At 47.7% G+C, this 20,892-nt stretch carries 18 protein-coding genes; 13 read left to right on the forward strand and 5 right to left on the reverse strand.

What is annotated here, in order from left to right:
• Window positions 1-15: 15 nt before the first annotated feature.
• Window positions 16-459, reverse strand: coding sequence for a cell wall hydrolase (locus H9L42_RS00945; protein WP_187301595.1), 444 nt, complete (start codon window positions 457-459; stop codon window positions 16-18).
• 143 nt (window positions 460-602) lie between these two features.
• Here H9L42_RS00945 and H9L42_RS00950 point away from each other — a divergent pair, with 143 nt between their 5' ends.
• Complete coding sequence (locus H9L42_RS00950; protein WP_187301596.1) at window positions 603-1,355, forward strand: hypothetical protein; 753 nt, start codon at window positions 603-605, stop codon at window positions 1,353-1,355.
• Between the two features lie 136 nt (window positions 1,356-1,491).
• On the opposite strand, the gene H9L42_RS00955 is transcribed toward H9L42_RS00950, so the two are convergent.
• From H9L42_RS00955 to gdhA, 4 genes are all read right to left on the reverse strand, one after another.
• Complete coding sequence (locus tag H9L42_RS00955) at window positions 1,492-1,617, reverse strand: MetS family NSS transporter small subunit (protein WP_187301597.1); 126 nt, start codon at window positions 1,615-1,617, stop codon at window positions 1,492-1,494.
• 1 nt (window position 1,618) lies between these two features.
• Entirely contained in the window at window positions 1,619-3,124 is a 1,506-nt protein-coding gene (locus H9L42_RS00960; protein ID WP_187301598.1) for a sodium-dependent transporter, read from the reverse strand.
• 167 nt (window positions 3,125-3,291) lie between these two features.
• Window positions 3,292-4,068, reverse strand: a complete 777-nt coding sequence (locus H9L42_RS00965) for an enoyl-CoA hydratase-related protein (protein WP_187301599.1) — start codon at window positions 4,066-4,068, stop codon at window positions 3,292-3,294.
• A gap of 215 nt (window positions 4,069-4,283) precedes the next feature.
• A complete protein-coding gene (gene gdhA / locus H9L42_RS00970) occupies window positions 4,284-5,627 on the reverse strand; it encodes an NADP-specific glutamate dehydrogenase (RefSeq protein ID WP_187301600.1) in 1,344 nt (447 codons plus the stop codon).
• Window positions 5,628-5,955: 328 nt separating this feature from the next.
• Here gdhA and H9L42_RS00975 point away from each other — a divergent pair, with 328 nt between their 5' ends.
• From H9L42_RS00975 to ftsX, 12 genes are all read left to right on the forward strand, one after another.
• Complete coding sequence (locus H9L42_RS00975; protein WP_243235589.1) at window positions 5,956-10,830, forward strand: nucleotidyl transferase family protein; 4,875 nt, start codon at window positions 5,956-5,958, stop codon at window positions 10,828-10,830.
• On the forward strand, window positions 10,827-11,831 hold the full coding sequence (locus tag H9L42_RS00980; protein WP_187301601.1) for a Rossmann-fold NAD(P)-binding domain-containing protein: 1,005 nt from the start codon (window positions 10,827-10,829) through the stop codon (window positions 11,829-11,831). Before H9L42_RS00975 ends, H9L42_RS00980 begins: the two co-directional genes overlap by 4 nt.
• A gap of 26 nt (window positions 11,832-11,857) precedes the next feature.
• A complete protein-coding gene (locus tag H9L42_RS00985) occupies window positions 11,858-12,940 on the forward strand; it encodes a flavodoxin family protein (RefSeq protein ID WP_187301602.1) in 1,083 nt (360 codons plus the stop codon).
• A gap of 61 nt (window positions 12,941-13,001) precedes the next feature.
• Window positions 13,002-14,390 carry a magnesium transporter gene (gene mgtE, locus H9L42_RS00990; RefSeq protein ID WP_346726253.1) on the forward strand — a complete coding sequence of 463 codons (1,389 nt, stop codon included), beginning with the start codon at window positions 13,002-13,004 and terminating at the stop codon, window positions 14,388-14,390.
• Window positions 14,391-14,619: 229 nt separating this feature from the next.
• Window positions 14,620-15,474, forward strand: a complete 855-nt coding sequence (locus H9L42_RS00995) for an NAD(P)H-hydrate dehydratase (protein ID WP_187301603.1) — start codon at window positions 14,620-14,622, stop codon at window positions 15,472-15,474.
• Window positions 15,475-15,501: 27 nt separating this feature from the next.
• Window positions 15,502-15,858 carry a type II toxin-antitoxin system PemK/MazF family toxin gene (locus H9L42_RS01000; protein WP_187301604.1) on the forward strand — a complete coding sequence of 119 codons (357 nt, stop codon included), beginning with the start codon at window positions 15,502-15,504 and terminating at the stop codon, window positions 15,856-15,858.
• 101 nt (window positions 15,859-15,959) lie between these two features.
• On the forward strand, window positions 15,960-16,778 hold the full coding sequence (locus H9L42_RS01005) for a transketolase (RefSeq protein WP_187301605.1): 819 nt from the start codon (window positions 15,960-15,962) through the stop codon (window positions 16,776-16,778).
• The gene (locus H9L42_RS01010; protein WP_187301606.1) at window positions 16,778-17,704 is read left to right on the forward strand and encodes a transketolase family protein; all 927 of its coding nucleotides are present in this window, start codon (window positions 16,778-16,780) and stop codon (window positions 17,702-17,704) included. Before H9L42_RS01005 ends, H9L42_RS01010 begins: the two co-directional genes overlap by 1 nt.
• Before the next feature lie 23 nt (window positions 17,705-17,727).
• The gene (locus tag H9L42_RS01015) at window positions 17,728-18,378 is read left to right on the forward strand and encodes a hypothetical protein (RefSeq protein WP_187301607.1); all 651 of its coding nucleotides are present in this window, start codon (window positions 17,728-17,730) and stop codon (window positions 18,376-18,378) included.
• A gap of 69 nt (window positions 18,379-18,447) precedes the next feature.
• Window positions 18,448-18,933 carry a protease complex subunit PrcB family protein gene (locus H9L42_RS01020; RefSeq protein WP_187301608.1) on the forward strand — a complete coding sequence of 162 codons (486 nt, stop codon included), beginning with the start codon at window positions 18,448-18,450 and terminating at the stop codon, window positions 18,931-18,933.
• A gap of 295 nt (window positions 18,934-19,228) precedes the next feature.
• A complete protein-coding gene (gene ftsE / locus H9L42_RS01025) occupies window positions 19,229-19,996 on the forward strand; it encodes a cell division ATP-binding protein FtsE (protein WP_187301609.1) in 768 nt (255 codons plus the stop codon).
• The gene (gene ftsX / locus H9L42_RS01030) at window positions 19,989-20,882 is read left to right on the forward strand and encodes a permease-like cell division protein FtsX (protein WP_207734887.1); all 894 of its coding nucleotides are present in this window, start codon (window positions 19,989-19,991) and stop codon (window positions 20,880-20,882) included. The genes ftsE and ftsX overlap by 8 nt, the downstream gene beginning before the upstream one ends.
• Window positions 20,883-20,892: the final 10 nt, after the last annotated feature.

Consider the following 20,892-nt stretch of genomic DNA (forward strand, 5'->3'; position numbering starts at 1 on the left):
TCGTTACCTCTCTTTTTAAGTATTCGCGTAATGCACCGTAGGAATATAAAAACAATGATCGCCGATTCTGTTGTGTATGACCCCTACGTTGGTCGGAAAATAAGGCGGGCAGGAGCTACTGTAAGGATTAAAGAAAAAGAGGGAATGGTCAATCCCCGGCAGCCGCCCGCCGGCCATGGCCCAATCTACAATGTCATAATGGACGTCAGTTGGAGTCATATTGTAGACGTTTTGGGGATTGTAGCGGCCTCCCACCGTTTCCCGCATACAAACAAACTGGCCAGGCTGTTCAATAACCTTCCGGATATCGCCGCCCTGGTTGACGCGGGCAAACTCGCCATAGTCAATGGTCGCCCGGTTCATAATGACGGTCGCGACTGCCCGCATGCCATCATCCCCCTCGCCTCCTGCCTCACATTGAATGAGCCGCGCAAACAGCTCACGGGTATCTAGTGACATAAGCTTCACCTCTGCTTTTGATAGCTATGGTAGTATATGCGCGGGAAATTTTTCTGTGACAGTCCGGACATGGTGTCTGTCGCCTTTTTGTGTTATACTATCCATAGTTCGTGTTATGTGTGAAAGGGAAGGAGCTTATCACAATGCTTAAAAAAAATCAATTTTGTGTCATATATTGCGTTCTGGCTATGATTGTTCTGTTGTTCACCGGATGCGTACAGGGCGGTGCGAAGCGGAACGTGACGGATTCCGTCTGGCTTCGCGAGGCGATGGAAGCGAAAGGTGAGGCGATAATGGAACTGCAGGCGAAAATTGACGCTCAGAAAATCAAACTGCGGGAGCAGACCGGTGAAGACAGTCTGTACCCGACATTTTTTGCGGGTGTGGCAATGGAACGCGTGCGGAAAACCGCAAAGCCGGAAGCGGTAAAAGTCGCAAAGGCCTGGATGGTCAGACGGGCGGCGCTGGAGTGGTACGCAAAGAAAAGGGGAATTGTACTGACAAAAGAAGACGCGGAGAAAAGGCTAGAAACGTATCTAGCGGATATAAAAGGCGCGGATAATATAGCGCAGGTTGAAGCGTATTACGAAAAAGAAGGAATCTCTTTAGAAGCATCGATGTGGGCTGATTTGAATCTATGTAGACAGAATTTTATAATTGAGGATTTAGCGGGGGAAATACAGGAATTCTATATGCGAGGCGCGTTGACCGATGAAGAGATCCTTAACTGGGATCGATATTGGCAGCGATTTCAGAAGAAGGTAATAAAAGCGTATCGAGACACAGAAGAGTATGACCGGCTTATGAATGCGTTGAGAGCCTGTGAACAGCTGTATCCGGCCAGAAGCGCGGGTTTGGAGGGACAGGAGGAAAAAATTGCGGCAACTGTTTTTTAGCGGGGGCGTTATTATGGAAGCGTGGAATATTGAAATTTCGGAACTTGCGATAGAAGGATATAAGGATTCCTGTTAGCCGTACATCATTAAAAAAACGGTCTGTCTGACAAACGAAGACAGGCCGTTTTTTTGAGTCCTAATTCTTTTCGGAGGAATCTTTCTTTTTTTTGCTGTGCCTCATAGCAATGGAAATGGAGAAAGCGCAGCCTCCCCACAGACCGATACAGCCGATGCACATCATTACTATAGCGCTGGTTGCCATATTAGTTTACCTCCTTATAGGAAATTTTATCAAGATCGCGATATCCGTCTTTCCCTTTCATGGTTGTTAAAACATCCGCGAAAACGACAACAAAGAGAATGGTGCCCCAGCCGAATACATTAATATCCGCGCTGGCGTAACCGCCATACCCGTTGGCAAGATATTCCCGCGTATTCAGAACAATCATCATGCCGAGAACGACCGTCGTTACAATCCGCAGTGTATAGATCCACCATCTCCCGATGCTGAAATTGGAAAATTCGTTTGCTTCCCGGCGAAGTTTCTCCGCGTCGAAAAACCTTGTAATCAGGATCAGTTCGATGACGCCGGCGCTGACAATGCCGATGTTGTTGATAAAGGCGTCAACAATATCAAGAATATTCATTCCCGCGCCTGTGATAAAGAGAAAACTTAATACAAAGGACGGTACCATAACAATCGTAACCGCTTTTTTATGGCTGACCTCGAATTTATCATGGAATCCTGTGACTACCGTCTGTAATATGGAGACAAGGGATGTGATGCCGGCGATAAAGAGGGCGCCAAAGAAGCAGACCCCAAAAATAGCGTTTAATGCGGGAAGAGCGCTGATAGCAGTCGGGAAGGTCATAAACGCGAGACCGATACCGGACGCGGCAACCTCTTCCACACTCACACCCTGCTGCAGAGCCATATACCCCATGATGCTGAAGACTCCAATTCCGGCAAAGATTTCATATCCATGATTTGCGGTAGCCGTAATGAAGGCGCTGTTTACAACGTCTGTCTCTTTCGGAAGATAACTGGAATAGGAAAGCATAATGCCAAAACCAATGGAAAGACTGAAGAAGATCTGTCCGTAAGCGGCGACCCATACACCGGGATCTTTTAACGCGTTCCAGTCCGGCTTAAAGAGATAATTCAACCCATCTACAGCGCCGGGCAGCGTAATGCCGCGAATGACCAGGATTAAAGTCATCAGGAATAAAATCGGCAGACAGATTTTACATACGGTTTCGATGCCTTTGCTGACGCCCTTGTACATAATGAACGCCGATACCGCCCAGATAAGTAAAAAGGGAAGAAGCAGACTTGTATTGATTCCACCGAGATTTAAGGCGCTGTCTGTCAATCCCAGAAAGTCTTCTGTGAAAAAGCGGGTAGGGTCATTTCCCCAGGCTTGTGTGAAGGAAAAACCGATGTAACTCAGGCACCAGACAATAATCGCGAAGTAGTAAATGGCGATGACAAATGAGATCATAACCTGAAACCATCCAAGCCATTCAAAGCGTCGGTTAATTCTTGCAAAGGTAACAGGCGCGCCGGCTCTGTAAGTCTTTCCCATTGTATATTCCAGGATTAGAATCGGAATGCCTGCGGTGATAATTGCGAAAAAGTATGGAAGAAGAAACGCTCCACCTCCATTTGTTGCGGCAACGTATGGAAACCTCCAAATATTGCCGAGTCCTACTGCGGAGCCGATGGCTGCCAGCAGAAATCCTAGTTTTGAATTCCACTGATCTCTCAAAATAGAATACCTCCTCAAAATATAAAGTAACGTATTAAGTGTAGCAAAAAAGCGTTGAAAAATCAATAAAAAAGCAGAAATGCCGGAATCATAAAAAAACAGGATGAAATCCGAAAACAAAAGGATTTCATCCTGTTGAACGCAAACCTTAACAGGATTGTACGATTTTATTTTTTCTGGAAGTTGGCGTCTCTTTTTTCCAGGAACGCGCTCATTCCTTCAATTTTGTCTTCTGAACTGAACGGACCGGTAAAGGCTTCGATTTCCAGCGCGCTGGCCGTTTTCATATCCAGATTGTATCCGTTATTGATGACGGTTTTCGCGGTGGCGATGGCAAGCGGCGCTTTAGACATGATTTTTTCCGCCAGAGCTTTGCAGGTGTCCATCAGCTCTTCCGGAGCGACTACCTTTTCAACAAGTCCGATTCTGGCTGCTTCCTGGGCGTCAATCATGTCAGCAGTCATAATCAGATATTTCCCCATACCTTTTCCTACAAGTCTCGGCAGGCGCTGTGTTCCGCCGAATCCCGGGATGATACCCAGGTTTACTTCCGGCTGTCCGAATTTGGCCTTTTCCGACGCGATTCGGAAATCGCAGGCCATAGCCAGCTCGCAGCCGCCGCCCAGAGCAAAACCGTTTACCGCGGCGATAATAGGCTTTTCAATGGATTCCATCAGGTTCATAACATTGTGTCCCTTTGTCATCATGGCTCTGCCTTCTACAGCAGTCAGCTCTTTCATCTGCGCGATGTCCGCGCCAGCTACAAATGCTTTACCTTCCCCGGTAACGATGACCGCCTTTACGTTGTCGTCTGATTCGATTTCTGTAAATACGGTATGGAGCTCATCCAGAACCTGTGTGTTCAGCGCGTTCATGGCTTTCGGGCGATTAATCGTCACATACCCGATATTATTTTCTACTTCATATTTAATCGTTTCGTACATCTTTTTGTTCCTTTCTTTTCCATATAGAAATATTCCTATAGTATTATAATACCATTTTGCGGAGGGGATTTCTACCCTTTCCACTTTTAAAGTTTTGCGTGGGAATGGGGGAGGGGATATGAATAGTCTGTAAGGGAAATCATAAAAAAGAGACGCCCGCGTAAAGCGAAGCGTCTCTGAATAGTAATCTGTTTATGTAAGCGATAAGCTTATTTTTAGCAGATGCCCTGAGCCATCATAGCGTCAGCAACTTTCAGGAATCCAGCGATGTTCGCGCCAGCAACCAGGTTGTAGCCGAAGCCATATTTTTCAGCAGCGTCTTTACAAGCGTCATGGATACCAACCATGATGTCTTTCAGCTGAGCATGTACCTGTTCCGGAGTGAATACAGTCTTGCCAGCATTCTGTCCCATTTCGATGCAGGAGCAAGCTACGCCGCCAGCGTTAGCAGCCTTAGACGGTCCAACGATGATTCCGCCGTCCTGCATGATTTTGATCGCTTCGTTTGTGGAGGACATGTTGGAACCTTCGCAAACGAATTTAACTCCTCTTTCTACGAAAGATTTCGCATCTTCTTCTCTGATTTCATTCTGAGTAGCGCACGGGATGTACAGATCAGCGTCAACTTCCCAAGGCTTCTTGCCAGCATAGAATGTAGCGTTCGGATATTTTTCTGCGTACGGGGAGCAGATGTTCTTTCCGGAAGCTCTCAGTTCAAGCATGTAATCAACTTTTTCACCGGAAACGCCATCTGGATCGTAGATGTATCCGTCCGGACCGGAGATTGTGATAACTTTAGCACCCAGTTCGTTCAGCTTCAGTGCAGTACCCCAGGATACATTACCGAATCCGGAGATTGCAACTTTCTTGCCTTCCAGTTTTTCGCCGTTTGCTTCCAGCATGCACTGAGCATAGTAAACGATACCATATCCAGTAGCTTCTGTTCTGCCGTTCAGGCCGCCCCAGGACAGACCTTTACCAGTCAGAGTTCCTTCGAATCTGTTTACGATTTTCTTGTACTGTCCATACATGTAACCGATTTCTCTTCCGCCAACACCCAGGTCTCCAGCAGGAACGTCAGTGGAAGGTCCGATGTGTCTATATAATTCAGTAATGAAAGCCTGGCAGAAACGCATAACTTCAGCGTCGGATTTGCCAGTCGGGTCGAAGTTCGCACCACCTTTACCGCCGCCGATTGGCAGGCCAGTCAGGCTGTTCTTGAAGATCTGCTCGAATCCCAGGAACTTGATGATTCCAGGATATACGTTTGGAGCGAATCTCAGACCACCTTTGTAAGGTCCGATTGCACTGTTGAACTGGTATCTGTAACCTTTGTTAACCTGTACTTTACCAGCATCGTCAACCCAAGTTACCTTGAAAGTGATTCCTCTTTCAGGCTCAACCAGTCTTTCCAGAATCGCAGCTTCCTGATATTCAGGGTGCTTTTCAATTACTGGTTCCAGGGAACGAAGAACTTCTTCTACAGTCTGATGAAATTCTACTTCGCCAGGGTTGTTCTTTTTGCAATTTTCAATTACTGTTTCGATGTAATTTGACATTTGATCTTCTCCTCTTTTTCTTTTATATTTTCGCAATAAATATAAAGCCTTTAACACTTTCAAATATAGCACTTTGTCAAATTGTAGTCAATATAATTCAGAAACTAGAGTGAAAGTTTTAATTTTCTGAAAAGTGAACAATGCAATTCAAAAGTGAGAAAAGCATCCAGATAATGAGAGGGGTATTGAAAAAACAGGGACTTATTGCAGGAAAAGGCTTCTAACTAACTTTTTGCCTTCAGTGTAATAAAGCCTTGTAAAAAGAGTAAAAAAATAGGATAATAGAAGAAACAACAGAAAAGAGTGAATAATCTGGGAGGTGGAGCGCTTGACGAAAAAAGCGTCTGTAAAATTATATAAAAAGCTGGAAAGACGGCTGACAGAAAAGGGATTCTTAAAACGGATCAAGCTGTCGAAAAAAGCGATGCTTGCCCTTCTTATCCAGAATAATTGGAAGGAGAAGGCGCAGAATCTGGAAACACAGAGAGCGGATTGCAGGGAGATCCTGGCACAGGCGGAAGATACGATGCGCCAGATATCTCCTGTGCCGGAGGGCGGATGGCTTTCTTATATTTATAAAGAGACAATCACGGAGATGTTTCCTGACAATTTTTTGCGGGATGAACGATCCGGGATGTTTTCCGCGGGGAAACTATTTTATCTGGAGACCCTGCGGACAATATTTGCGGATCAAGAGGAGAAGAACGGCTTCTCTCCTCTGCTTAGCATGCAGTTCCTGGCGCCGGAAGAAATTGAAGAGGAGCCGAGCAGGGAGGAATATCTGCATTTTGTCGAATACTGCAAAAGTCATTATCTGATTGAATTTATGCGGATTGGAAAGGAGATTACGCCGTACAACACAGTGGGTCATATCTGCGGCGTGCATTTTGTGGCGATGCATATTGCCAGACAGCTGTCACGGGCCGGCGTTCCTGTGGATCTGGCGCTGGTATCCGGCTCTGCGGCCGGTCATGATCTCGGAAAATACGGCTGCAAAGGCGCGGAAGCAAAAAGGATTCCATATCTGCATTATTACTATACGGATCAGTTCCTGAAAAACAATGGAATGCCTATGATTGCCCATATTGCCAGTAATCATTCTACCTGGGATCTGGAGCTGGAAAATCTTTCTGTGGAATCGCTGATTCTGATTTATGCGGATTTTCGCGTGAAGAGCAGCAGAAACGGCAATGGTGAGGAAATTGTGCATTTTTATACACTGGCGGAAGCGTTTGACGTAATTTTAGGCAAATTGGATAATGTGGATGAGGCGAAAACCCATCGTTATCGGAAAGTATACGCGAAACTGAAGGATTTTGAAGATTATTTGCTCAGTCTGGGAATCCATACGGAGTTGGACAGCGATGCCATGAGAACGCCGGAGGAAAAAGATTACGCGCTTCTGAAGCCGCAGGAGGTCGTGGAACGCTTGAAATATCTGGCTATTGAACATAATATCTATTTGATGAACAAGTTTAATAATGAGGCAGCCTTCGGAAATTTGATTGAAGCGGCCAGAAGCGAAAAGCAGTGGAAGAACGTACGAGCCTATATTAACATTCTGGATGAATACTGTACCTACATGACACAGAAGCAGAAAGGAATGACTCTTTATTTTCTTTATGAGCTGCTGGCTCACAAAGAAGGCGACATTCGGCGCCAGGCGGCGACACTCATGGGAAAGATTATCGTAAATTATGATGAAGAATACCGTAAAGAGCTGCCGGAAGGGGTCAGCCGGACACGGGAGGAAGTGGACAGCCCGGGCCTGTGGAAACGGTACCTGGAAAAGATCATTTTTCCGGATCATAAAGTGACGGATCAGCATAAACGCTGGATCGGCTACACTCTGAAAATTGTTCTGGGATCCGTGCTGGAAAATTGCGGAAAGACAGAGAAAAAGCAGTATCTGGAAGTCTACCTCTCCTTTTTCAAGAATGTATATGTGGATGACTGCGCGGCTTTTATCCTTCTGGATTCTGCCCTAAGTATCCCTCTTGAACTCTGTCTGCGGGAAGAACAGGAGATGTTGATGGAATTCGCGTATCAGACCTCGTTCCGGGAGGATTTGGAAATCAAAGTCGGGGCGCTGCGGCTGACAAAATACATGGCGCGGCAGGAAGGCGGAACGTGGCTGAAAGAACTGGCGGAAAGTCTGATGAACAACATCCCTGGGGAGGAGTTCGGCGTAAGCGCGATTTTCCTGAAATATAAAATCAAGTCAGCCCTGAACACGTTGGATGAACCGGATATAAAAGAAAAATACGAAACGCTTTTGTATCGCGATGAGGAGACCGATTCCGATATTTTCCTGGAAAATCTGAAAGTAGATACTCCCTGGGTGATCAAAGCGGTCAATATTGAGTTCCTTTTGGATAAAATTAAGCGAGGAAATGTGGAAGAAGTTTTGCATGTAGCTACCCATTTTTCCAATCTGATTAAAGTCAGCGAGAGAGTTACGGTAAGACATGAGGCAGGGCGCGGACTTTTAGAAGTTATTCGGCTGCTCCCTCTGGATCAGAGAAATGAGCTGGTAATTGAATTGACAAAAGGACTGGAAATCGGGGAATATCAGTTTTCCAAATATATACCGGAATACCTGGGTATTCTCGCTCTATACCTTCATCCCAACGAACTGGATGAACTTCTGGGAGACTTCCGCAAACTGTTGGAAAATACAAATGATAAGGTGGCTTCAGTCACCCTGGATACGGTAGGAGAAGTGATTAAACATTTTCCGGAATATCAAGAGCGTTTTCCCCAGACCGATGAGGACTACGACCGCCGCAAGCAGCAGCTTCTGGGGATGCTGCTGAGGGGGCTGGCTAATTATAATGAAACAGTCAGCCAGGAGGCGTTTATGGTAATCGGGCAGCATATTTTCGGCAGTCCGCTTTTGAGCCTGGAGCGGAAATATAACATTTTTCAGCGGATTTATAAAAAGATGCTGACCTTGATTTCCAACCAGAAGGAAAAGGAACTGACCTTTTTTACAAACGCGGCTGCCCTCAACCATATCTATCGGTTTATTTCCGAATATAACCTGGAAATCGGAGGATTCTGTCTGCCGGAGCGGGAACGGGTGGCATTTTTCCCGGGGACCTTTGATCCGTTTTCTCTAAGCCACAAGGGAATCGTTACTTCTATACGGGATCTGGGGTTTGAAGTTTATCTGGCGCTGGACGAATTTTCCTGGTCCAAGAAGACGCAGCCGAGACTGATCCGGCAGAAAATCATCACCATGTCTGTGGCGGATGAGGGAAACGTCTATCTGTTTCCGGACGATGAGCCGATTAATATCGCGAATCCTGCTGACCTGGAAAAACTATACCGCCTGCTGCCAGACAAGGAGCTGTATATTGTGGTGGGAAGCGACGTTATTATCAATGCCTCTTCCTACAAGGCGCCGCCGTCAAAGAACTCGATTCATACCTTCAATCATATTGTGTTCCGGCGGGAAAGCGCGGCGGTAGGGGAGGAAAAAAAGGACGATCTGACCGAAGCCTACAAGAATATTTCCGGACGGGTCGTAGAACTGACACTGCCGGTTCATCTGGAGGATATCAGTTCTACCAGAATTCGTGAAAACATCGACTATAACAGGGACATTTCCAATTTGATCGATACGGTAGCGCAGAACTATATTTATGACAACAGCCTCTACCTCAGAGAACCGCAGTACAAGCATATCATGCAGACGAAAATGCTCCGCTTTGAGCCTCTGATGCACAGAGGCAGCGGAATCCTGGGAGATTTGGAGCATGAAATCCGAAAGCAGGGGCATAATTTTTACCGGATAAAAGAATATATCAACCAGCCGGAAGTGCGGACCACCGCCATCTGTGACGGAAGCAGAGAGGATCGGATCTGCGCGCTGGCGGCAGTAAAAGAGATTAATTCCATGGAGCTTTACGGCGAGTTTCAGAACGCGGATCTGGCGGCTTATCTGAGAGAAAAAGCGACCGGAAGAATTACAATCATCGGTTGTCTTTATGTTGACTCGGAGACGGCAATCCGGGACGCGGCTCAGCTCATTCTGACGGAAACCCTTTCCCAGGTGATTGAAGAAGACGCGACCTACGCGATTTACCATTCCGCGGAAGAAAGCGCGGGAAATGAGGAAATTTTGTCTGTACTGAAAAGGCAGGGGTTCCGGGAAATTCAGATAAGCGGAAAAGGCACCGGGATCTATGAAGTGGATATGAGAAATCCGCTGACCGTGTTCCAGAACATGGATACAGTACTGAAAGATCCCTTTAACAAAAACGAGAAGATCCTGGAAACGATGGACAAGGCGTACCGGAAGCTGCAGCTGGCGCTGACGGAGCTGTACCCGGGCAATCTGGTGCTGTCTTTCAATTCAGGTGTGATGCACCATAAGATCATCAACATGGTAACCAGGGATAACGGCGTTCCCAGTGAGCCGACAAAAGTAAGAAATCTGGGGCCGTACATGTGCGTTCCCTTCGGAAAGATCCTGCGGGGTATGGCGGTTCCCAATACGGTTACAAAGACGATCCATACGGAAAAACGATTTAATCCGGATCTGCGAGGTTTTCGTATCGAAGAGTATCCGTATTATTCACCCATAGAGAATCAGATCCGGACGATCAAATCTTTCGCGCGTCCGGTCATTTTGGTGGACGATCTGCTGCACAAAGGATATCGGATGAAGGAGCTGGATCCGATTCTCAAGAAAAACCAGGTGAATGTCAGCAAACTGGTCGTGGGTCTCTTGTCAGGGAGAGGAAAAGATCTGATGACCATTCAGGGAAGGGAAGTGGACAGCGCTTATTTTGTGCCGAACCTGCGCAGCTGGTTTGTAGAGTCCAGCCTGTATCCGTTTATCGGCGGAGACGGAGTAAAGAGGGAGCAGGATACCGAATCCAGCCTGCAGGCATCCATCAATCTGATTCTGCCGTACGCGGCGCCGTCCTTTCTGGAGGATGCGCCGCGGAGCGCGGTCTATGAGTTCTCGAAGGTATGTCTTGAAAACGCCAGAGATATTTTCCTGGCGCTGGAAGAAGAATATCAGAATCTGTTCCGGAGAAAACTGACCTTAAGCAGACTGTCCGAAGCCGTTATTTCACCAAGAGTCCCGGATCTGGGGAGCTATATGAACTATGATTTGAATCTGGCTCCCTCCGGATACCTGCTCAACGGGATTGAACGATTAACTCGATTGGAGAATATCATTATATGAAAAACAACAGGAAACGATTAAGTAACTTATTTGAGTCTCCGGAATGTATGAACCGGAAGGCTGACAGCTTTTTTATCCGGCCGCAGCGGGAAAATCCCTTTTCCCTGAGAAAAAAGAAGAGGGTTAACCTGCTGGCGCTGGGAGACGTAGGGGGGATGCTTCTGATCGGACTGCGTCTTTTGGGAACGGAGGCAGTGTCTTCCATCGGAATCTGCGATCTGAATGAAAAGTCCATTCTGCGCTTTGAAATGGAAGCGGGTCAGATTCAGGCGCCTTTCGCGCGGGAGAGGATGCCGCGCGTGGAAATCATTTCTCCCGAGCGCCTGTTTGACTGCGATATCTTTGTGTTTTGCGCTTCAAAAGGCGTGCCTCCGGTGGGAAGCCGGGTGGAGGATGTGCGTATGGCCCAGCTGAAGGCCAATTCTCAGCTGGTGGAAGTTTTTGCGGAGAAGGCGGTATCCAGGGATTTTCGGGGACTGTTTGCCGTGGTTTCCGACCCGGTAGATCCGCTGTGTAAGGCAGCGCTTTTATGTGGATTAAAGCGGGAGCAAGTGCAAGGGTACGGGCTGGGAGTTATGAACAGCAGGGGAATTTACTTCGCGGAAAAAAACGAACGTTTCCGGCAGTATTTGAGTGAAGGCAGGGCCTTTGGCCCCCACGGGGAGGATCTGGTTCTTGCCAACAGTCTGGAAAACTACGATGACGAATTGTCCAGGGAACTGACCAAACTGGCGGTGCAGTCGAACCTGAAAACACGGGAACTTGGGTTTAAGCCATATATCGCGCCGGCGCTTTCTTCCGGAGCCCTCTCCATACTCGCGACCGCGTCAGGTCAGTGGCATTACAGTTCCGTTTATTTTGGAAAGGGCGACTGCGGGGCGTTTCTTGGGGTGAAAAACCGCAGGACACCTTATGGTATCGAAGTGGAAGATCTGCCGCTTCCGCAAAAATTGTATGAAAGGATTGAGTCCGCGTACGGCCATCTGAGGGCGCTGCGCTGACAGAGGAGAACAGTAGGAGGTTTTTTATGGGAGATTTTGTTTTAATCAACCCGCTCTGCAGTGAAACCAGAAAGACAGAGCGCTTGCAGGCGATTCTGGACGCCAGCCTGAAAGGATATTCCTATGAGGAGATTGTGACGGCCGAAGAGTTTGAAAAAACGGATCTGCGAGGCAAAAAACTTCTGTTTTCGATTTCGCTGGGAGAATCAGGAATCAATCTTGAGTATTACAGCATGCTGAAGCTGATACGGCTCAGAAGGGATTGTTTTGAAGGAAGCGTAGGCGGCGTCATCATCGATGGAAACAGTGAGCTGTTTACCAAATCGGTTTCCAGAGAGCTGGTATTCAGCGCCAACCGTTCCGGCTGTACATTTCCGGGGAGGCCGCTTGTAGAGGGAACCCGTTCCCTGAAAAATTTCAATATCCGGGCACAGAACTTCCAGGTGGATAATCTGGGGGCCTATATGATCGCGGGAAGGCAGCTGGTATATAACATGCTCCAGTTCAAGCCGCTGGCGAAGAAACAGCCGAAGATTCTGATGCTGCATGCCAGCGAATATAAGACTTCCAACAGCTTGTCTCTTTGGGAAATGGTCCGGGAGCATCTGGGGGAGTGCGACATCCGGGAAATTTCCATCCGCAATGGGAAAGTGATGGACTGCCGGGGATGCCCTTATGAGACCTGCAGGCACTTCGCGGAAGAGGAAAAGTGTTTTTATGGAGGACCGATTGTAGAAGATGTCTACCCGGCCGTACTGGATTGTGACGCGCTGGTCATGGTCTGCCCAAATTACAATGACGCGCTGGGAGCGAATCTGGCCGCCTTTATCAACCGGCTGACCGCGCTGGTGATGACACATAAATTTTACGATAAGTGCTTGTTCGGAATCGTTGTTTCCGGCTACAGCGGCGGGGATCTGGTGGCACAGCAGCTGATTAGCGCGCTGAATATGAATAAAACATTCCGCCTTCCGGGGCATTTTTCACTGTTGGAAACCGCCAACAATCCCAAGGAAATTCTGGAAATCGAGGGGATTGAAAAACGGGCGGAATCCTTCGCGCGTACGATTTTGAAAAACCTGAAAAATGAAGGTTGCGGCAGTTTGTAAAAATACGATATAATGAACGCGGCGGAAAGTGACGCAGGATTTTGAGAGGGGAGGCGGAGCAGTGGAAAATGAAACCGTGAAGAGTTTTGACGAGATCATGCAGGAAATTCTCGTCATGGTGGAAGAGAAAGAATATGTAAAAGCAAGAGATTTGCTTTTAAAAAACAATGAAGTTGATATCGCGGAGATCCTGGAGGAAATTTTGGAAGAACTGGATGTGGATGCCGCGATTATTATGTTCCGCATGCTGCCGAAGGATGTTTCCGTGGAGGTGTTTTCTTATCTTCCGTCCGAAGATCAGGTGGATATTATTTCGGGCATTACGGAGCGGGAAATCAGCTACATTATAGAGGAACTGGATTTTGACGATAAAATCGACGTTTTGGAAGAACTGCCGGCCAATGTAGTGGACAAAATCCTGGAAAAGACGACAAAGGAGGAACGGCGTCTGATTAACACGTTCCTCAATTATCCGGAAAACAGCGCGGGTAGTCTGATGACGCCGGACTATATCAGCCTCCGGGACAACATGACCGTGGGAGAGGCTCTTGCCCATATTAAAAAAGAAGGCATGGACAGCGAGACCGTTTATACCTGTTATGTGAAAGAAGAAGGAAGAAAGCTGGAAGGCATTGTATCCCTCCGTTCTCTGGTTATACATGATGACAATATGAAGGTTTCGGAACTGATGAGCACAGATTATGTATATGTCAATGTGTACGACGATCAGGAAGAAGTTTCCGAAGCGTTTAAAAAATATGGATTTCTCGCGATTCCTGTTGTGGACAGCGAGCATCGGCTGGTAGGGATCATTACCGTCGATGATATTCTGGACGTTATTGAAGAGGAGACAACCGAAGATATTGAGCGTATGGCGGGCGTTATGGATGGATCGGATACGGAGTACCTGGACATGGGAGTGTTCCGCCACGCGAAAAACCGTCTGCCATGGCTGATTTTGCTGTCGGTTTCCCTGATGATTACCGGCTCCATTATTGAACAGTTTGAAGCAACTCTGCAGCAGGTGGTGGCATTGACCTTCTACCTTCCGCTTCTGATGGGAACCGGGGGAAATACGGGAACACAGGCTGCGACCCTGATTATCCGCGGCCTTTCTCTGGGGGATATTGAGCTGAAAGATACGCTGAAAGTTTTTTGGAAGGAATTCCGAGTCAGCATTATTCTGGGAATTGTTCTCAGCGCTTTTAATTTTGCCAAAATCATGCTGATTGATCGGGAAAGTGTGCAGATCGCTATTACTGTGTGCGCTTCCATGATGGCAGTTGTCATATTCGCCAAGCTGATTGGCGGAATGCTGCCAATGCTGGCAAAACGGCTGGGGATCGATCCGGCGCTTATGGCGACGCCGATGATTTCGTCTCTGACCGATATGGTTTCTTCTTTTGTCTATCTGCTGATGGCAACCGCGGTGCTGGGAATTTCCTTGTAGCGGCTCTTGGAATCGTCGCGCTGGTCATCGGGGAAGAGCGGTGACAGGGCATATGCAAAATCGGAATCAGAAAGAAAGCGCCGACAGCACTTCGCTGTGAAAACGGCGCTTTTTCTGTGGGCGCGAAATAAGCCTGGAAAATCTCCCGTATGTCCCTTGCGTCATACAGCAGGAATAAGGTATAATAATCCCGCACAGAAAGAAAAGTTTTGCGAAAGAGGAAAACTTTATGAAAAAACCAGGTTTAATCACACGGGAATATGTAAATACTGTAATTAAGGAACGTCCCAGGGACATACATAAAGGCGACTGTGGAAAAGTTCTTGTAATCGCGGGCTCTGTCGGCATGGCGGGCGCGGCCGTGCTGTGCGCGCGGGGAGCGCTGCGGGCAGGAGCGGGACTGGTACGGATTTCCGCTCCTGAGGAGCTTTACTCCATTCTGCAGGTGGGGGTACCGGAAGCCACATGTGTTCCCAGGGAGCGTTCTCTACCGGAACTGGCAGCCTGTGATGCTGCCGCTGTCGGACCGGGGTTAGGAGATGATGAAACAAACGCCGGGCTTATTCGCGGCATTTTGGAAAACTATGATAAAACCATTGTGCTGGATGCCGACGGAATTAACGCCATCAGTCGTTTTGACCTGGGAAAGAGCCTTAAAGCTACAAAGGCGCAAGTGATCCTGACGCCTCATCCCGGAGAAGCGGCGCGCTTTCTGCGTTACTGTGGAGAGGACATCAGCGGAGCGGACAGGCTCCGCGTGGCGGAATTGCTGGTGAGGCATTCGGGAGCCATATGCGTGCTGAAGGGAAGCAAAACCCTGGTGGCAACGCGGGACGGTAATTCATATATTAATACTACAGGAAACCCGGGAATGGCAACCGGCGGCAGCGGCGATGTGCTGACCGGCATTATCGCGGCCCTCGCGGGTCAGGGCCACAGCCCGGAAACCTGCGCGAAAGCGGGAGTCTTCCTCCATGGGATGGCCGGCGATCTGTGCGCCGAGTCCTTGGGGGAAACCGGGATGACTTCGTTGGATCTGGCAAATATGACGGCTCTTGCTTTTAAGAACATCATTGGAAAGTAAAACAAAGACAGATAAGGAGTGAAGGACTTGCTGGTAAAGAAAGGTGATCTTTATTTTGCAGATTTAAGTCCGGTAGTCGGCTCCGAACAGGGCGGGGTAAGACCTGTCCTGGTGGTTCAGAATAATGTAGGAAATAAATACAGCCCGACCATCATCGTGGCTGCAGTTACCTCGCAGAAAAATAAAGCCAATCTGCCGACCCATGTGGAAATCGCAGCGGACGGCAATGGTCTCAGTAAAAATTCAGTAGTATTGCTCGAACAACTCAGAACAATTGACAAGAAACGGTTAAAAGAACGGATTGGCACAATCAACCAGGACCGTTTACCGGATGTAGATGAGGCATTAGGCGTAAGTTTGGGAATTACAAACTCATTTGAGTAAATACGCCGATACTACGTTCAAACAGTTTTTCAGCAGAAGGCAGGAGGGCCGGCGGCTTTCCTGCCGACTGCCTGACAGATAGAATACACAGGAGGGTAAATATGGATTACACACAGTTTGAAAGGACGGCGGCCAATATCCGTACCGGAATTATCAAAGCAGTACATAACGCAGGCTCCGGCCACCCGGGCGGCTCTCTTTCCGCGGCCGATCTGGTAACCGCGCTTTATTTCAAGGAGATGAATATTGATCCCAAAAACCCGAAGATGGAGGGAAGGGACAAGTTTATTTTATCAAAGGGGCACGCGGCCCCGGCCCAGTACGCGGCTCTTGCCGAACGGGGATATTTCCCGAAGGAGGACATTTTACAGTTGAGAAAACTGGGAAGTCCGTTTCAGGGACATCCGAATATGAAAAAGGTTCCCGGCATTGAAATGTCCACCGGTTCTCTGGGACAAGGCTTTTCCGTGGCGGGCGGCATGGCGATGGCTAATAAACTGGATCAGAACCCGGGGAGGATTTATGTCCTGCTGGGAGACGGGGAACTGCAGGAAGGACTCGTATGGGAAGCGGCAATGTCGGCGGCTCACTACAATTTGGACAATCTTACCGCTATTGTGGACTGGAACGGTCTGCAGATTGACGGAAAAAACGAGGATGTCATGACCGTTACTCCTGTTGACGAAAAGTTCCGCGCCTTTGGATGGAATGTGATCTCCATTGACGGCCATGACTTCGCGCAGATCTTCGATGCCTTTGATCAGGCCAGAGCATGTAAGGGAAAACCGACGGTGATCCTGGCGAAAACCCATAAAGGAAAAGGCGTATCCTTTATGGAAGATCAGGCAGGCTGGCACGGTAAGGCTCCGGATGAGGAACAGACAAGACAGGCAGTGGAAGAACTGGGAGGTGAATGGTAATGGCGGAAAAAATGGCGACAAGACAGGCTTACGGAGAAAAACTGAAAGAGCTTGGCGGAAAATATGACAATCTGGTGGTAATGGACGCGGATCTTTCCGGTTCCACAAAGACGGCGGAATTTAAAAAGGTTTATCCGGAGCGTTTCTTTAATATGGGAATCGCGGAGCAGAATCTGTACGGAGCGGCCACAGGCCTGGCGCTGTCGGGTAAAATTGTGTGCGCCAGCACCTTCGCTATGTTCGCGGCAGGACGGGCTTTTGAAATTATCCGCAATTCCATCGGCTATACCCACGCCAATGTGAAAATCTGCGCGACCCACGCGGGGATTACCGTAGGAGAAGACGGAGCCAGCCATCAGACCTTTGAGGACATTGCCCTGATGCGTACGATTCCGGGAATGACTGTGATTAATCCGTCAGACGGCGTATCGGCGGGAATTCTGCTGGAACAGGCAGTGGCTATGGACGGACCGTGCTACATAAGACTGGGGCGGGCGGCGGTTCCGGTATTTTACGAGGAAAACGCCGACATTACGCTGGGGAAAGGAAACTGTGTGCGCGAGGGAAGCGATTTGACGATTATTGCCACAGGAATTATGGTGAACGAAGCGGTGCTGGCGGCGGAAACTCTCGCGGGAGAAGGCATTGACGCCCGCGTAATCGATATCCATACCATCAAACCGATTGATCAAGAGATTATCATAAAAGCGGCCCGGGAAACGGGAAAAATCGTGACAGCGGAGGAACATTCCATAATCGGAGGCCTGGGAAGCGCGGTCGCGGAAGTTGTCTGCGCGAAAGCTCCCGCAAAGTTAGCGTTTGTCGGGCAGCAGGATACTTTTGGGGAATCCGGAAAGCCGGAAGAATTGAAGGCAAAGTATAATATGACCGCGTCAGATATTGTTTCCGCGGCTAAAAGTCTGTAGTAGGAAAAGAAGGAGAATATCGTATGAAACGATCGTTTTTATATCTACTTCTGGCCATTGTTCTGAGTCTGACGCTTACGGCTTGTCAGACTTCTCGGAGCGATAAGCCGGAAGAACGGTCCGCGAAGGAGACGACAGAGTCGGCGGCACAAGAAAAAGTCTTCAAAAGCAGTGATGAGCTGTTTCAGCTCACAGCGGACGATACCTGGAAAAACGCGTCAAAAATATTGGATATTGAAGACGCTTCCATAGCGATTGGCAAGGATGACGAAGCCTATATTGCGCTGATCAGTGAATATCGGTACAATTTTGCGGATGAGCTGTCCGGGTATCATGAGCTGGTAGTAAAAAACATGCAGGATCATATTGATAAAGACGAAACGGGAGAGACCGAAGAACTTCGCCTGGGGGATCACGATGCTTTCAAAACAGAAATTACCGGCAAGGTGGACGGGGAGGAAAGCGCGTATGTGATCTACTGCGTGGAAATTGAGGATTACTATGTGCAGGTTATCTGCTGGAGTGGAACCAGCGATCAGGAAAAATTCGCCGCGGAGTTTGATAAAATCGCGCGGAGCCTGATGTCCCGGTCTGAAGCGCAGGAAAATTCAGAAGAATCCGGTAATACGAGTGATGAGTCCTCAGAATTTTCTTGGGATCGTACAGAGGAATAGAAAACAGGAATAACAGGCTCCCTTTCTGAATAGTTTTAATTAAAGACTAGAGGGAAGGGAGTTTTTATTTTGGGAGAGAAAGAAAAAAAGAAAGAGAAAAAGCTGAAGAAGCCCGGGAAAAAAAGGATAATCCTCGTCGCAGTGATCGTGGCGGTCATTGCTGCCGCGGCATTGTTTGCCGCAACTCTGTTCAAAGGTGATAAAACAGTGGAATTTAAAATATTGAGTGAAAATCAGATACCTCAGGATATTTCAAGCCAGGTGATTCCGGAATACAGAACTCTGGAGCGCGCTCTGGCCTGCGTTGTGGAAGATAAAGTCTATGTCGTCGTAACCAGAGGGGAAAAGCCGACCTCCGGATTTGAAGTGGATATTGATAAGATGAAGTTGGAAGAACAGGACGGGAAGACAAATCTGGTGGTGTATGCGGATTTCAAGGATCCGGAGAAAGGAAAAGCGCTGGCTCAAGTACTGACCTACCCGCTGAAAGTAGCAGAAACAAAACTCACGCAGCTTCCGGATGAAATCGAATTGAGGATCCAATACGAGGAATAGAGGCGATCCAGAGAAATGGTGAGGTATATAGAGAGAGGCTAAAAAAGAAGTCGGTGAAGGCTTCTTTTTTTTTGTAAAATGATTGACAAAAAATGTAAAATGATTTACAATAAGAATGTCAAAAAAAGGAAAATGAAAACGAAGAACTGGCACAGCTTCACATAATTTTCACGTGAAAATGATAATATTGTAACACTTTGGAGAATAATGCCGAGAAATATTTGAAAAATAAACAGATTTATAGTAAACTTAAAAAAGTTATACTTGGCAGACTGAAAGGGGCTTGGGCAACGGAATGATTGTTTTCGATCATGTGACAAAGCATTATAAAACAAATATAGGGCTTGACGATGTAAGCATTCGAATAGACAGGGGCGAATTTGTCTTTCTGGTAGGCCCCAGCGGAGCGGGGAAGACGACATTTGTCCGGCTGATGCTGAAGGAAATTGATGCGGATAAAGGGACGATTAAGGTCAGAGGCGAGGATGTGACCCGCTTTTCCAATCGGCAGATTCCGAAGCTGAGAAGAGACGTTGGGATTGTCTTTCAGGATTTCCGGCTTCTGCCGAAAAAGACGGTCTTTGAAAATGTAGCGTTCGCGATGGAGATTGTCCATCAGAAACGAAAAATCATCAAGCGGCAGGTTCCTCAGCTTCTGGAATTGGTGGGAATCGGAACCAAGGCGAAAAAATACCCCAGCGAGCTTTCTGCAGGCGAACAGCAGAGAGTAGCAATCGCGCGGGCTATGGCAAACAATCCGAAAATATTAATTGCTGATGAGCCGACTGGAAATCTGGATCCGGAGACTGCCTGGGAAATCATGCAGATTCTAGAGCTGATTAATCAGCGGGGCACGACAATTTTGATGGTAACTCACGCGAAAGACATTGTGGATAAAATGAACAAACGGGTGATTGCCATTGAAAAGGGCAGGATCATAAGAGATGATATCGGAACATATGGATTTGAGGAAGCACTGGCGAATATGGAGGTAACAATGGACACGCTTCAGCATAGACGGCAGCTCAGCAGTGGAAAACGGGGGACAGCGAGCAATGATTAGACGTTTTTTTTACACCCTGAAACAGGCTTTTGTACAGCTGGTTCGAAATCGGGCTATGACTATGGCGTCTGTTTTCGCGATTACTGCCATGCTGTTGATTCTCGGACTGTTTTTCGTGATTGTTATCAATATCAATACCGCGGCAGCGATGATCCGCCAGGATTATGATTCGATCGAAGTATTTCTGCTAGATACGACGACAAAGGAGCAGGCGGATACTATGATTGCGTCTCTGCAGCAGGAGCCTGGAGTGGAATCCGTAACCTACCGAACAAAGGATGAAGCTTTGAGTGAGTTAAAGGCGCGATGGGGTGAGAGCGGGTATCTGCTGGATTCTCTGGTAGAAAATCCTCTGCCGAACTCAATTATTATAAAAATCAACAGTCTTGAAGCTGCTGATGATGTGGCAAAAACCGCATCCTCCCTGTCGGGAATAGAAGATGTCAAGTACTATAAAGAAACCGTGGACAAGCTGATGAGCGCTACCAGGTTTGTCCAATTGGCGGCAATTGTTATTATGGTATTTTTAATTATTGTATCGGTGGTTGTAGTTTCCAATACCATTAAACTTACCGTTTTTAATAGGGCCAGGGAGATCAGCATCATGAAATATGTAGGCGCGACGAACTGGTTCATACGAGGACCGTTTCTGGCGGAGGGAATTATGATCGGGCTGATTTCCGCTGGTATATCGGTGGCAATTGCCGGGCTTGTATATAAAGAAATTGTGGATTTGATTGGGCAGGAGGTTTTTGTAATGCTGTCCACACCAATGGTCCCGGTTGAATTCTTGATTCGAAATCTGATTTGGATCTTTGCTGCTCTGGGAGTCAGCATCGGGTCCTGCGGAAGTATTATTTCCATGAGAAAATTCCTGGATGCATAAAGGAGGCGAA

Source organism: Zhenpiania hominis (assembly GCF_014333425.1).
GTDB classification, from domain to species: domain Bacteria; phylum Bacillota; class Clostridia; order Peptostreptococcales; family Anaerovoracaceae; genus Hominibacterium; species Hominibacterium hominis.